This is a genomic window from Bacteroides faecis (assembly GCF_020091505.1).
Taxonomy (GTDB): Bacteria; Bacteroidota; Bacteroidia; order Bacteroidales; family Bacteroidaceae; genus Bacteroides; species Bacteroides faecis.
This window is the reverse complement of sequence record NZ_CP081916.1, coordinates 1375520-1388919: the sequence shown is the minus strand read 5'-3', so window position 1 is coordinate 1388919 and position 13400 is coordinate 1375520. Positions and strand designations below refer to the sequence as shown.

The following is a 13400-nucleotide window of genomic DNA, read 5'->3' as shown; positions in this document are numbered from 1 at the left end:
AACGGTGAATCCCCTTCTACATACAATAAAAACAATCAACTAATCTTCAATCGTTACGGCTGTTCCGTTAGCAGTCACCATCAGCATACTGCCGCTCCCGCCTACCGTTTCATAATCCAGATCCACACCGATCACGGCATTAGCTCCCATTTGAGCAGCCTGTGCCTGCATTTCCTGCAAAGCCGTATCTTTCGCCATGCGCAGCACCTCTTCGTACGCGCCGGAACGTCCGCCGACAATATCACGGATACTCGCGAATATGTCACGAAATACATTGGCACCGATAATCGTTTCTCCGGAAACTATTCCATAATACTTCACAATTCGTTTTCCTTCAATAATAGGGGTTGTGGTCACTAACATACTCTTTCTGTCTTTTAATAAGTTATTTGTTATTCTATTAGACGCTGTGCATCCCTGAAAGGTTGCAATCGCAGCCATAAAAAATTGCAGCTATAGCACAAACAAATGCGATATAGCTGCCAATTAGAGTTAAAGAGAGAGAGAATTTATAGAAAGCGTGGTCTCACGACCAACTTAATATACCTAAAATGATTTTTATTCTTTCTTATTAGACGCAGGAAACTTCAAATCACTGCACTTTAAAGAGACTTTTTTAGTTAAAGAATAAAAAAATCGCCTTTCCCACAGGAAAGGCGACCTATTTTATCAGAACATCCGGCTGACGCGCTCGATACCCGCCACCAGTGCATCCACTTCTGCTTTTGTATTGTACATGGCAAACGAAGCCCTGACTGTTCCCTCTATTCCCAGACGCTGCATCAATGGTTGCGCGCAGTGATGTCCGGTACGGACGGCAATACCCAAACGATCTAAGAGAGTTCCGAGATCAAAATGGTGAATATCACCTACGAGGAATGAAATAACGGCTCCACGATCTGCCGCTTCACCAAAGATACGCATATGAGGGATTTCCTTCAAACGTTTCAAGGCATAGGTTGTCAGTTCATGTTCATGAGCTGCAATCCGGTCAAGTCCGATTCCATTCACATAGTCAAGAGCTTTTGCCAGTCCGGTCGTACCGATATAATCGGGCGTACCTGCTTCAAATTTGAAGGGAAGCTCATTGAAAGTCGTTTTCTCAAAAGAGACATGTTGAATCATTTCTCCTCCTCCCTGATAAGGCGGCAGGCGATCCAGCCATTCTTCTTTCCCATACAGTACGCCAACACCTGTCGGTCCATATATCTTATGAGCCGAGAAGACCAGAAAATCGGCATCCAGGTCCTGTACATCTACTTTCATATGAGGAATGGACTGCGCAGCATCCACTATGAAAGGTACTCCATGCGCATGGGCGGTAGCAATCATTTCCTTTACAGGATTTACTGTACCCAGCACATTCGATACCTGAACAACGCTGACAATCTTTGTACGTTCGGAGAAAAGCTTCTCGTATTCATCCAACAGCAGTTCCCCCTTATCGTTCATCGGAATCACTTTGATTGCAATTCCTTTACGGGCAGCCAGCAACTGCCAGGGAACGATGTTGCTGTGATGTTCCATTACCGAAACAATCACTTCATCACCTTCCTGCATAAACTCATCTCCAAAGCTGGAAACAAGCAAATTAATGCTTTCCGTCGTCCCCCGCGTAAAGATAACCTCATTCGTTCCGGCGGCATTGATAAACCGACGTACCGTCTCACGGGAGGCCTCATGCAATTCTGTTGCCTGCTGGGAGAGATAATGTACCCCGCGATGCACATTGGCATTGACGGAATAATATTCATCTACAATCGAATCAATCACCAAACGGGGCTTTTGAGTCGTTGCACCGTTATCGAAATAAACCAAAGGCTTACCGTATACCGTACGGCTCAATATCGGAAAATCCTCACGTATCTTTTCTATATTCATTGTACTAACGATTATCATTTACAGATCGCACATCCCTGGCACTTGTTCAGTTCACCACGGAAGCGTTTCTCCACCAATAAATGCAGACGATCTTTCAATGCATCCAGACGAATGGTATCAATAACCTCATTAACGAAAGCAAACATCAGCAGCAAGCGTGCCTCTTTCTCTGCTATTCCGCGCGAACGCATATAAAACAAGGCATTTTCATCCAACTGGCCGACCGTCGCCCCATGTGAACACTTCACATCGTCCGCATAAATCTCGAGTTGCGGCTGAGTGTACATACGGGCATCGCGCGTAGCGCACAGGTTACGATTGGTTTGCTGGGAACTTGTATGCTGGGCATCGGGACGTACCAGTACCAATCCGGAGAAAGCACCGACAGACTGGTCATCAAGTACATACTTGAACAATTCATTGCTGGTACAATTCGGAACGGCATGATCGATTGACGTGTTATTGTCTACATGCTGGTTCTTATCGGCAATAGCCATACCGCAAAGGTTGATTTCCGCTCCTTCACCAGCCAGCAAAACTTCCGTCGTGTTGCGTGTAGTACCGTTATGCAGAGTCATGCCATTCAGCAAAACATTACTGTTAGCCTCCTGCTTCACATATAAATTGCTGATACGGACTGTACTCGTATGTGTCTCTTCCAGCTCGTACATATCAAATACAGCATTTTCACCGGCAAAGACTTCAATAACCTGTGTAGCAAGGAAGTTCACACTGTCCATCGCATGATCACAAATCAACAGGCGGGCTTGTGCACCATCTTCCAAAATAATCAGTACACGGCGGTTCACCATGAAGTTGACATCTGCGCGGAGGATGTTCACCAACTGAATCGGCTTCTCCACGACTACATTCTTCGGAACGTAGAAGACAACGCCATCCTGTGCAAAAACTGTGTTGAAAGCTGTCACACCGTCTTTTGATGTATCCGCCAGTTTACCATAATATTTCTTCACCAGTTCAGGATGTTCCGCAGCAACCTCTTTCAGACTGCCGAAGATCACTCCTTCCGGCAAATGTCCTTTAGGAAGCGCCTTGTTATAGAATGCATCGTTCACCACAAAATACAAAGCAGTGCTCATATTCGGCACATCGCACTTAAATACTTCATACGGGTTGACCGGAATCTCAAGTCGATTCAGATTCAAGCCATAATCAGGTTCAAAATACTTGCTTATATCCGTATATTTGTACTTCTCCATCTTACGGGTCGGGAATCCGAGACGCTCAAAATCGGCAAAAGCAGTGGCACGAGGTGCATTCAGCACTTCGGCACTATGCTTGCAGATCATTGCTTCCGTTTGCGAGAAGAGATCTATGTATTGTTGCTCTACATTCATCATTATTCTCCTAGTTCTTTCTTAATCCAGTCGTACCCTTTTTCTTCCAGTTCCAAAGCAAGTTCCGGTCCGGCAGTCTTCACAATGCGACCTTTATAAAGTACATGCACTATATCCGGCTTGATATAGTCGAGCAGACGCTGATAGTGAGTGATGACAATCGTACTGGTTTCCGGTGTCTTCAACTTGTTCACTCCTTCCGCCACAATACGGAGAGCGTCAATATCCAGACCGGAGTCTGTTTCATCGAGAATGCTCAAGCGAGGCTCCAGCATCGCCATCTGGAAAATTTCGTTACGTTTCTTTTCCCCTCCCGAGAAACCTTCGTTTACCGAGCGATTGGCTAATTTATTATCCAGTTCGACTACAGCACGTTTCTCACGCATCAGTTTCAAGAACTCACTGGCTGTCAAGGCAGGCAATCCTTTGTATTTGCGCTGTTCGTTTACAGCCGCACGCATGAAGTTCACCATACTTACTCCCGGAATCTCCACCGGATACTGGAAGCTAAGGAAAATACCTTCATGACTACGATCCTCCGGACTCAGTTCCAACAGATTCTTACCATAAAAAGTAACCGAACCTTTTGTCACTTCAAACGCCGGATTCCCTACAAGGACAGAAGAAAGTGTACTCTTACCGGAACCGTTCGGTCCCATAATTGCATGTATCTCGCCCGGTTTCACCGTCAGGTTAATACCTTTCAATATCTCTTTGCCATTAATGCTGGCATGCAGGTCTTTTATCTCTAACATAATTTTGCTTATTTCTTATCCAACGCTTCCTTCCAACGAAATAGTAAGCAACTTCTGTGCTTCCACCGCAAACTCCATCGGAAGTTTATTTAATACTTCTTTTGCATATCCGTTTACAATCAGTCCGATAGCATCCTCTGTCGGTATACCGCGCTGATTACAATAGAATATCTGATCTTCACTGATCTTGCTCGTTGTAGCTTCATGCTCTACCACAGCTGTCTCATTACGAATATCCATATAGGGGAATGTATGTGCACCACACTTATCGCCCAGCAACAACGAGTCGCACTGGCTATAATTACGGGCATTATCCGCTTTCTCCGCTACACGGACCAGTCCACGGTAAGAGTTCTCACTGTGTCCGGCTGAGATACCTTTACTTACAATCGTACTACGGGTATTCTTGCCCAGATGAATCATCTTCGTACCGGTATCTGCCTGCTGATAATTATTAGTCACAGCCACAGAATAAAACTCTGCTGTCGAGTTATCGCCTGTCAATATACAGGAAGGATACTTCCACGTGATCGCCGAACCGGTTTCCACCTGTGTCCAGGACAGTTTGCTATCCACCCCTTTGCAGTTGCCGCGTTTCGTTACAAAGTTGTATACCCCGCCTTTGCCTTCGGCATCTCCCGGATACCAGTTCTGAACAGTACTGTATTTCACTTCCGCACGGTCATGTACCACAATCTCCACGATAGCCGCGTGCAACTGATTTTCATCGCGCATCGGTGCCGTACATCCCTCCAGATAAGACACATACGAGTCATCATCCGCTACAATCAGCGTACGTTCAAACTGGCCCGTATTACGGGCATTGATACGGAAATAGGTAGAAAGCTCCATCGGGCAGCGTACTCCCTTCGGGATATAAACGAAAGAACCGTCAGAGAACACAGCCGAGTTCAAAGCTGCAAAGAAGTTATCCCGATAACCAACTACCGAGCCCATATACTTCTTCACAAGATCCGGATGTTCCCGTACCGCCTCACTAAAGGAGCAGAATATAATGCCCTTCTCCATCAGTGTTTCTTTGAAAGTGGTCTTTACAGATACCGAGTCCATCACTGCATCCACAGCCATTCCACTCAATGCCATCTGTTCTTCCAAAGGAATACCCAGTTTATTAAATGTCTTTATCAGTTCCGGATCTACTTCATCCATACTCTTCGGTCCTTCTTTCTTCTTCGTCGGATCGGCATAGTAGGAAATTGCCTGATAATCGATTTCCGGAATACGGAGATGGGCCCATGTCGGCATCTCCAGCGTCAGCCAATGGCGGTACGCTTTCAGTCGGAACTCCAGCAACCATTCGGGTTCATCTTTCTTCGATGAAATCAGACGGACTACATCTTCGCTCAGTCCACGCTCAATAACATCGGTGTGCACCTCCGTGGTGAAGCCGTATTTGTACTTCTCCTGCGTCAGTTCCTTTACATATTTATTGGGTTCTTCTTGTTGCATCTTTATTATCTAATATATATTGTTGCGTTATATTCTTAGCAGCAGGGAAAAAGATTCCCGCAAACGTTTCCATAGGATAATATAACAATGATTCGCTCTTTTTTGTTGCACTAATTAACTTATTATCGCTATCGACAAACTCTATCACACAAATCACAAGGCTTGTCAGCAACAGGAACTTGAGTGCTCCCAACCCACTTCCCAGCCAGCGGTTCAGCCATCCCAACGAAATAGCTTCCAGCGCTTTCGTCAGCAAGGACGCCACTAACGTGAATATCAACGGAACGGCAATCCAGATAACAATAAAAGCCAATACCTGTGCTACTGTCATCGAGTCCGTCACAGTCGGACAAAGCTTCTCTGCCAACGTTGCATACAAAGCCTTTGCTGCCAACAAACCGACGACTAATCCCAAAATAGAAGCCAGCTGGCGGATAAAGCCTTTCATAAAGCCTGTCACCACACCGGCACCTACTATAATAAGGATGATTATATCAATCGTTGTCATAATATTAAAATTGACAATTGACGATTGACAATTGACAATTAAAACCATTATCAACCATCAATCATCAATTGTCAACTTTTAAGTTTTCCAACCAACTATCAATTGTCAATTGTCAACTGTCAATTGTCAATTATTATAAAGTTTGTTTCACTTCTATTTCTTCGAATGTCTCGATCATATCGCCTACCTTCATGTCGTTGCAGTTCACCAGACTAATACCACACTCGAAGTTCGTACCAACTTCTTTCACATCATCCTTGAAGCGTTTCAGTGCATTGATATTTCCGGTGAAGATAACGATACCATCGCGGATCAAACGAGCCTTGTCGCTTCGTTTTACCTTTCCGGTCTTCACTACCGCACCCGCTACAAGTCCCACTTTCGTGATATTGAATACTTCGCGAATTTCGATCGTTGCCGTAATCTGTTCTTTCAATTCCGGAGCCAACATACCTTCCATAGCAGCCTTCACCTCTTCAATTGCATCATAGATGACAGAGTACTTACGGATATCGACACCTTCCTGTTCAGCCATCTTAGCAGCAGCACCCGAAGGACGTACCTGGAATCCGACGATAATTGCATCCGAAGCGGCAGCCAGTGATACATCCGATTCGGAGATAGCACCCACACCTTTATGGATCACATTTACCTGAATCTGTTCAGTAGACAGCTTGATCAACGAGTCGCTCAATGCTTCCACAGAACCATCCACGTCACCCTTAACGATGATATTCAATTCCTGGAAGTTACCCAATGCAATACGACGACCCAGTTCATCCAGTGTAAGAATCTTCTGTGTACGCAAGCCTTGTTCACGAGCCAACTGTTCACGCTTGTTCGTAATCTCACGAGCTTCCTGATCGCTTTCAACAACATGGAATGTGTCACCTGCGGCAGGAGCACCGTTCAATCCCAGAATCAATGCCGGTTCGGCAGGTCCTGCCTCTTTCACCCGCTGATTACGTTCATTGAACATAGCCTTCACACGTCCATAGCTGGTTCCTGCCAGTACGATGTCTCCGACTTTCAAAGTACCGTTGGACACCAGTACCGTAGCTACATAACCACGTCCTTTATCCAGCGAAGATTCAATGATAGATCCTGTTGCATTACGGTTCGGATTCGCTTTCAAATCAAGCATCTCAGCTTCCAGCAATACTTTCTCCATCAGATCTTCCACACCTATACCTTTCTTGGCAGAGATATCTTGTGACTGATATTTACCACCCCATTCTTCCACGAGATAGTTCATTGCAGCCAGTTCTTCCTTAATCTTGTCCGGATTGGCAGTCGGCTTATCTACCTTATTAATAGCAAACACAATAGGTACACCTGCTGCCATCGCATGATTGATCGCTTCTTTCGTCTGTGGCATTACGTTGTCATCGGCTGCCACAATAATGATCGCGATATCCGTAACTTTCGCACCACGGGCACGCATAGCTGTAAACGCCTCATGCCCCGGAGTATCCAGGAATGTAATGCGACGTCCGTCTTCCAGCTGTACGTTGTAAGCACCGATGTGCTGTGTAATACCTCCGGCCTCACCGGCAATTACATTCGCCTTACGGATGTAGTCGAGCAACGAAGTCTTACCGTGGTCGACGTGTCCCATCACTGTTACGATCGGAGCACGCGGCTGCAAGTCTTCCGGAGCATCTTCTTCCTCTACGATAGCTTGCGCTACTTCCGCACTTACATATTCGGTCTTGAAACCAAACTCTTCGGCCACCAGATTGATTGTTTCCGCATCCAGACGCTGGTTAATAGAAACCATCATACCGATACTCATACAAGTTGCAATAACCTGATTGACTGATACGTCCATCATCGTTGCCAACTCGTTAGCCGTTACGAATTCAGTCAGCTTCAGTACCTTGCTTTCTGCCATTTCCTGATCTTCCAGTTCCTGCATACGGTTGGAAGCCATTTCACGTTTTTCCTTACGGTACTTAGAAGTCTTGTTCTTGCCCTTGGTTGTCAGACGTGCCAAGGTTTCTTTTACCTGCTTTGCTACGTCTTCTTCGCTAACCTCCTGCTTGATAACCGGCTTCTTGAAGCGATCTTTATTATTATTCTTCTTGTTGTTATTATTGCCCTGTCCCTGGCCTTGACCTTGAGGACGGGGGTGATTGCCACCACCTTTACCGGTCTGAGTGTTCGGTCTCGGTGCAGCAAAGTTGGAAGTTGCCACATTGTTGACATCCACCTTTTCTTTGTTGATACGATTCCGTTTCTTTCTGGCAGCATCGGCATTATTGTCTTTTGCTCCCGGTTTCGCCTGTTTACTATCCTCTTTACGGATTTCCTTGATGATAGCTTCCTTCATCAGTTTCTTCTGATCCTGACGAACCTTTTCTTTTTCTTCGCGTTCGCGGCGTTTTTCTTCCTTCGATTTCTTCTTAGGACGAGTAGACTGGTTCAATGCAGCCAGGTCAATCTGACCGATGACATTGATCTTCGCTCCCAGTTCCGGTTGACGGATTTTAAACACCTCATTGTCTTTTGACGTATTTTCTTCAGTCGGAGTTGCCGCTGTTGCAGCTACTTCTGCCGTTCTTTCTACTTTACGTTCTTCCGCCTTCACAGGTGCAGCTTCTACCACCTTCGGCTCTTCTTTCTTTACTTCTTCCACTACTGCTTTCTCAACTTCTACCGGTTTTGTCTCCACTGCGGGTTTCGATGCTACTACAGGCTGTTCTACCGGAGCAGGTGCCGGTGCAGGTTTCGGTGCAATGACTTCCACCTTTTCTACTTTCGGCTCTTCCTTTTTCACTTCGGGTTCAACCGCAGGCTTCTCAACGACTGTTTTTTCGGCAACTGGTTGCGCTGCCACAGGCTGTTCCACTACAGGTTCTACTTTCTTTTCCGGCGCTTTTTCTACTTTATCTGTTCTCCGACCGTTCAATTTATCCAAATCTATTTTTCCGACAGGTTTAAACTTAGGACGTGCATCCTCCGGTACGACTGTCTTAATCACATCTTCCGACTTCGGTTTCTCCTGCTGCTTCTCGAAGCCTTCGATAGATACCGATGCCTTATTACGTTCCTTATTCTGACGTTCCTGGATGAAACGCTCCGATTCAAGTCTAAGGTTCTTATCTGTACTAAACTCTTTAACGAGCACAGCGTACTGCTCCTCACTAATTTTGGTATTAGGATTAGCCTCAACGGTATACCCTTTCTTTTGCAGGAACTCAACTACCGTCGCGATTCCTACATTCAAATCTCTTGTAACTTTGTTTAACCTTATCGTCATATTTAAAATTTAATGAATAAATGGAGCGAAGAAAATTCAATCGTAATGCATATTACTCTTGTGTTGGTTCAGCCTCTGGCTCTGCCTCTATCTCAGGCTCCACCTCTGCTGCCGGTTCTTCTTCAAACTCCGATTTCAAAATACGTATTACCTCGTCCACTGTCTCTTCTTCCAGGTCCGTCTTTTCAATCAACATCTCGCGAGGTGCATTCAATACAGCCTTCGCCGTATCAATACCGATAGCCTTGATTGCATCAATCACCCATCCGTCAATTTCATCTCTGAACTCATCGAGATAGATATCTTCATCAGCTACATTCTCATCCAATTCGCGGAACACGTCGATAGTGTACTCGGTCAACATACTGGCCAGCTTGATATTCAAACCGCCTTTACCAATAGCCAGCGATACCTCTTCCGGTTTAAGGAACACCTCGGCTTTTTTCTCTTCCTCGTTCAGACGGATAGAAGAAATCTTAGCCGGGCTCAAGGCGCGCTGAATAAACAATGAAATGTTCGATGTATAATTGATTACGTCGATATTTTCATTGCGTAACTCACGAACAATCCCATGAATACGACTCCCTTTTACACCTACACAGGCACCTACGGGATCGATTCTGTCATCATAAGACTCCACTGCGATCTTGGCACGTTCGCCAGGAATACGGGCAATCTTTTTAATGGTAATCAAACCATCATTGATTTCAGGCACTTCCATTTCGAACAGACGTTGCAGGAAAACGGGAGAAGTACGAGACAAAATAATCTTCGGATTATTGTTCTTGTTGTCTACGCGGGCAACTACTGCACGGGCCGTTTCACCTTTGCGATAGAAGTCGCTCGGGATCTGTTCCGTCTTAGGCAGTAGCAGTTCGTTTCCTTCATCGTCCAGAAGCAGCATTTCTTTCTTCCAGATCTGATATACCTCTGCGTTGATGATTGTACCTACTTTATCAATATATTTATTATAAATACTGTCCTTTTCAAGTTCCAGAATCTTTGAAGCCAGTGTCTGGCGGAGATTCAGGATAGCACGACGTCCGAACTTGGCAAAAATCACCTCATCAGTCACTTCTTCGCCTTCTTCGTATGAAGCATCGATCTTCTGTGCTTCCGACAGCGAAATCTGCATGTTGGGGTTTGTCAAATCTTCATCGGCCACAACTTCACGGTTACGCCATATCTCAAAGTCACCCTTGTCCGGGTTCACGATCACGTCGTAATTTTCATCGGTGCCAAACATTTTCGCGATTACGCTACGGAACGACTCTTCGAGTACGCTAACCATGGTCGTTCTATCGATATTCTTCAGTTCCTTAAATTCCGAAAATGTATCAATCAAGCTGATTGTTTCTTCTTTTTTGGCCATAACTATTTAAAGCTAATTAAGTATTTAGTATATTTTATTTGCTCATAAGTGAAGGTTTCGTCCTCTTCAATCAGTTTCGGACGCTTGGAGCCTTCGGGTTTTACCTTCTTCTGTACGCCTACCGTAAACTTCTCTTCATCGGCATCTTTCAGGACACCTGCCAGTTTACGTCCGTCCCTGGTCACTACTTCCACTTCCTGTCCGATGTGGATGTAATACTGTTGCAGCACTTTAAAGGGTTGTCCGATACCGGCAGAACCCACTTCCAGTTCATAATCTTCCTCTTCACGGTTCAGTTTCGACTCGATAAAGCGGCTAAGCTCTACGCAATCTTCGATCCAAACTCCCTCTGCGTGGTCTATTTCAACCACAATCTTGTCATCCGGGCTCACGGTCACCTCTACCAGAAAGTAGTCTTTTCCTTCCAGCCACTCTTCAACAATCTGACAAACAGTTTTCTTTTCTATCATTTATTAACTATATAAGAACAAAAAAAGGAGCTTAATCGCCCCTCCACCTTTCATCCATTTCGGTTGCAAAGATATAAATAATCTATTCGACTACAAAACATTAAAGAAAAAAAGTATGAATTAACAGTCGTATATCCGTATCTTTACACCGCAAATTAAAAAAACAGGAACCATGGCACATCGTCTCAACACCAACAAACAGTTTATGGTAGGCAACGGAATACTGGCTTTTGCCGTTATTTTTGTTGTAGTTATCTTTATTTATATGAGTATGCGTTTGCAACGCGACAAGCAGGAGCAGCGACATTTTATCGAAACATATTCTATCAGTCTGGTAAAAGGATTTGCCGGAGACTCTGTTTCTTTATATGTCAATGACAGCCTCATCCTCAACAAAACGATATCCGAGGAGCCTTATACGGTTGAAGTAGGTCGGTTTGCAGAGCAAAGCGCACTGCTGGTAGTGGACAACAAAACCGAACTGGTTTCCACTTTCGACCTCAGTGAGCGGGGCGGTACTTATCAGTTCGAGAAAGAAGCGGATGGAATTAAGCAATTAGCCCGATAGCTGGATAATGCGCAGCTGATGCCAAGAGTTTGGTACGGACATTTCTGTTTTATATCTCTGTACGGTATCCCCGAAGTTCTTTCCGCAGAGCCAGTGCTTTACCTTCTGTAAACTGATTCAACAGGTTCCAGAACCGATCGCTATGATTCATTTCACGAGTATGGCACAATTCGTGCAGAAGCACATAGTCTATCAAGTGGGAAGGCAGTAACACAAGATAATAGGACAGATTTATATTTTTTCGTGCCGAGCAGCTCCCCCAACGTCCCTGACTGGAATTTATTTTCACCCCGGCATAGGTTAATCCCCATTGTCGGGACAATCGTTCCAGCCGTGGAGGAAGAATACTTTTGGCATTCCGTCTCAAAGATTCTTCAATTACTTTACGCAACCAATTCTGTAGATTTTCATCTTCGAAAACAGCCTGGGGCGGGCATATAATCTGCATATTTCCCAATCGGGAGTTAGCCAGAAACTGTTCTTTTTCACCTGCAACCAGAGACAATTTGAAAAACTCCGTATCAATCTTGTAATTCAAGTCGATCAGCGGGCGGGTAACCTTTCGGCGGGAAGTCAGCAACTTGTTACGCAGATTCTCAATAGCACGCTTCACCTCATTCATCGTAGTACCGGGAGGCACCGATACATAGACCGCATCGCTTTTCGTACGAAATACCAGACTGCGGGCACGTGGATTGACACGCACTATCAAACATCCTAATTCATCATCTTCTATCACTGTATCCATTTTCTCTTCCTTAACCGATGCTGCAAAAATAATAAAAAAAGAAGCCTGTGACGAAAAAAGTTACGTTCAATGCAACTTTATGTAAACTCACCACGTCTAATCTATACATACTCATATTAAAATCAGATATAAATTATGAAAAGAAACACACTAGTTGCATGGTTACTCGGGATATTCCTGATATTCTCCGCCACTTCCTGTATGAATGGTCCTATTGTAAAAGGCAGCAAAAACTACATCACCAAAAAAGAAAATCTGGAAAACTTCAATGACATCAGCATGTCAGGCAGTGCCAATATCATCTATCAGCAAGACTCCTGCTCTCATATTGAAGTTTACGGTTCGGACAACATCGTAGAACTTCTGGAGATAACAGTTAATGGAGAAACCTTGAATATAAAGTTCAAAAAGAATGTCAATATCATCGACAGAGGCAAGCTGGAGATCAAAGTCTTTTCACCCGACCTGAACAGACTGACACTCAACGGATCAGGTGGTATTCTCTTCGCAAACGGAATTCACACAAAGGGAGATCTCAAGGTAACGATTAATGGTTCGGGCAACTTAGACGGAAGTACATTCGACACCAACCATCTGGCAATTGCAATTCATGGTTCGGGCAATGTCAGACTCAAACAAATAGACAGCAACACCTGTTCTGCAAGCATTTCCGGTTCAGGCAACATCACCCTTGACGGTATGGCAAGCGCAGCAAAGTACAACATATCAGGGTCCGGCAATATCAAAGCTGCTGATCTGGAAGCTACGGACGTATATGCGGGTATCTCAGGTTCGGGCAACATTAGCTGTTTCGTCAACGGCAAACTAGGCGGACATGTCAGCGGAAGCGGTAGTGTTGCTTACAAAGGGAACCCTCAGACTATTGACTTCCCCCGCAAAAAGCTCCGCAAACTGAATTAAATGGGTCAGAGCTCCATACTGTACCGGAATGAACTAAATTATAAATTAAGGATTAGGCACGGATTACACGGATTTCACGGTTGTTTT

At 44.9% G+C, this 13400-nt stretch carries 12 protein-coding genes; 2 read left to right on the top strand and 10 right to left on the bottom strand.

The genetic code is table 11. From position 1 onward, the window contains the following. Positions 1 to 39 precede the first annotated feature (39 nt). The 9 genes from K6V30_RS05685 to rimP all read right to left on the bottom strand — a co-directional run bounded on the left by K6V30_RS05685 (position 40) and on the right by rimP (position 11076). Entirely contained in the window at positions 40 to 363 is a 324-nt protein-coding gene (locus K6V30_RS05685) for a heavy metal-binding domain-containing protein (RefSeq protein WP_010536149.1), read from the bottom strand. 306 nt (positions 364 to 669) lie between these two features. Then, positions 670 to 1881, bottom strand: a complete 1212-nt coding sequence (locus K6V30_RS05680; protein ID WP_010536148.1) for an aminotransferase class V-fold PLP-dependent enzyme — start codon at positions 1879 to 1881, stop codon at positions 670 to 672. A gap of 14 nt (positions 1882 to 1895) precedes the next feature. Further along, positions 1896 to 3239 (bottom strand): Fe-S cluster assembly protein SufD, encoded by a 1344-nt coding sequence (gene sufD / locus K6V30_RS05675; RefSeq protein WP_055269371.1) that lies wholly within the window; start codon positions 3237 to 3239, stop codon positions 1896 to 1898. A gap of 2 nt (positions 3240 to 3241) precedes the next feature. Further along, positions 3242 to 3994 carry a Fe-S cluster assembly ATPase SufC gene (gene sufC / locus K6V30_RS05670; RefSeq protein ID WP_010536146.1) on the bottom strand — a complete coding sequence of 251 codons (753 nt, stop codon included), beginning with the start codon at positions 3992 to 3994 and terminating at the stop codon, positions 3242 to 3244. Between the two features lie 15 nt (positions 3995 to 4009). Then, positions 4010 to 5464 carry a Fe-S cluster assembly protein SufB gene (gene sufB / locus K6V30_RS05665; RefSeq protein ID WP_010536145.1) on the bottom strand — a complete coding sequence of 485 codons (1455 nt, stop codon included), beginning with the start codon at positions 5462 to 5464 and terminating at the stop codon, positions 4010 to 4012. Beyond that, positions 5442 to 5972: a CvpA family protein gene (locus K6V30_RS05660; RefSeq protein WP_010536143.1), complete on the bottom strand. Its 531-nt coding sequence runs from the start codon at positions 5970 to 5972 to the stop codon at positions 5442 to 5444. Before K6V30_RS05660 ends, sufB begins: the two co-directional genes overlap by 23 nt. 133 nt (positions 5973 to 6105) lie before the next feature. Further along, the gene (gene infB, locus K6V30_RS05655) at positions 6106 to 9234 is read right to left on the bottom strand and encodes a translation initiation factor IF-2 (RefSeq protein ID WP_010536142.1); all 3129 of its coding nucleotides are present in this window, start codon (positions 9232 to 9234) and stop codon (positions 6106 to 6108) included. Between the two features lie 52 nt (positions 9235 to 9286). Further along, on the bottom strand, positions 9287 to 10606 hold the full coding sequence (nusA, locus tag K6V30_RS05650) for a transcription termination factor NusA (protein ID WP_010536141.1): 1320 nt from the start codon (positions 10604 to 10606) through the stop codon (positions 9287 to 9289). A 2-nt stretch (positions 10607 to 10608) separates the two neighbouring features. Further along, the gene (gene rimP / locus K6V30_RS05645; RefSeq protein WP_010536140.1) at positions 10609 to 11076 is read right to left on the bottom strand and encodes a ribosome assembly cofactor RimP; all 468 of its coding nucleotides are present in this window, start codon (positions 11074 to 11076) and stop codon (positions 10609 to 10611) included. Positions 11077 to 11248: 172 nt separating this feature from the next. Between rimP and K6V30_RS05640 the strand changes: the two genes are divergently transcribed. Then, the gene (locus K6V30_RS05640; RefSeq protein ID WP_010536139.1) at positions 11249 to 11644 is read left to right on the top strand and encodes a hypothetical protein; all 396 of its coding nucleotides are present in this window, start codon (positions 11249 to 11251) and stop codon (positions 11642 to 11644) included. A gap of 49 nt (positions 11645 to 11693) precedes the next feature. On the opposite strand, the gene K6V30_RS05635 is transcribed toward K6V30_RS05640, so the two are convergent. Then, a complete protein-coding gene (locus tag K6V30_RS05635; protein WP_022302532.1) occupies positions 11694 to 12392 on the bottom strand; it encodes a YgjP family zinc-dependent metalloprotease in 699 nt (232 codons plus the stop codon). Between the two features lie 135 nt (positions 12393 to 12527). Between K6V30_RS05635 and K6V30_RS05630 the strand changes: the two genes are divergently transcribed. Then, on the top strand, positions 12528 to 13313 hold the full coding sequence (locus K6V30_RS05630) for a head GIN domain-containing protein (RefSeq protein ID WP_022302533.1): 786 nt from the start codon (positions 12528 to 12530) through the stop codon (positions 13311 to 13313). Positions 13314 to 13400 lie beyond the last annotated feature (87 nt).

Bases quoted from the DNA above. Each gene is read 5' to 3' on its own strand.
- K6V30_RS05685 (WP_010536149.1), bottom strand. From the start codon at position 363: ATGTTAGTGACCACAACCCCTATTATTGAAGGAAAACGAATTGTGAAG.
- K6V30_RS05680 (WP_010536148.1), bottom strand. From the start codon at position 1,881: ATGAATATAGAAAAGATACGTGAGGATTTTCCGATATTGAGCCGTACG.
- sufD (WP_055269371.1), bottom strand. From the start codon at position 3,239: ATGAATGTAGAGCAACAATACATAGATCTCTTCTCGCAAACGGAAGCA.
- sufC (WP_010536146.1), bottom strand. From the start codon at position 3,994: ATGTTAGAGATAAAAGACCTGCATGCCAGCATTAATGGCAAAGAGATA.
- sufB (WP_010536145.1), bottom strand. From the start codon at position 5,464: ATGCAACAAGAAGAACCCAATAAATATGTAAAGGAACTGACGCAGGAG.
- K6V30_RS05660 (WP_010536143.1), bottom strand. From the start codon at position 5,972: ATGACAACGATTGATATAATCATCCTTATTATAGTAGGTGCCGGTGTG.
- infB (WP_010536142.1), bottom strand. From the start codon at position 9,234: ATGACGATAAGGTTAAACAAAGTTACAAGAGATTTGAATGTAGGAATC.
- nusA (WP_010536141.1), bottom strand. From the start codon at position 10,606: ATGGCCAAAAAAGAAGAAACAATCAGCTTGATTGATACATTTTCGGAA.
- rimP (WP_010536140.1), bottom strand. From the start codon at position 11,076: ATGATAGAAAAGAAAACTGTTTGTCAGATTGTTGAAGAGTGGCTGGAA.
- K6V30_RS05640 (WP_010536139.1), top strand. From the start codon at position 11,249: ATGGCACATCGTCTCAACACCAACAAACAGTTTATGGTAGGCAACGGA.
- K6V30_RS05635 (WP_022302532.1), bottom strand. From the start codon at position 12,392: ATGGATACAGTGATAGAAGATGATGAATTAGGATGTTTGATAGTGCGT.
- K6V30_RS05630 (WP_022302533.1), top strand. From the start codon at position 12,528: ATGAAAAGAAACACACTAGTTGCATGGTTACTCGGGATATTCCTGATA.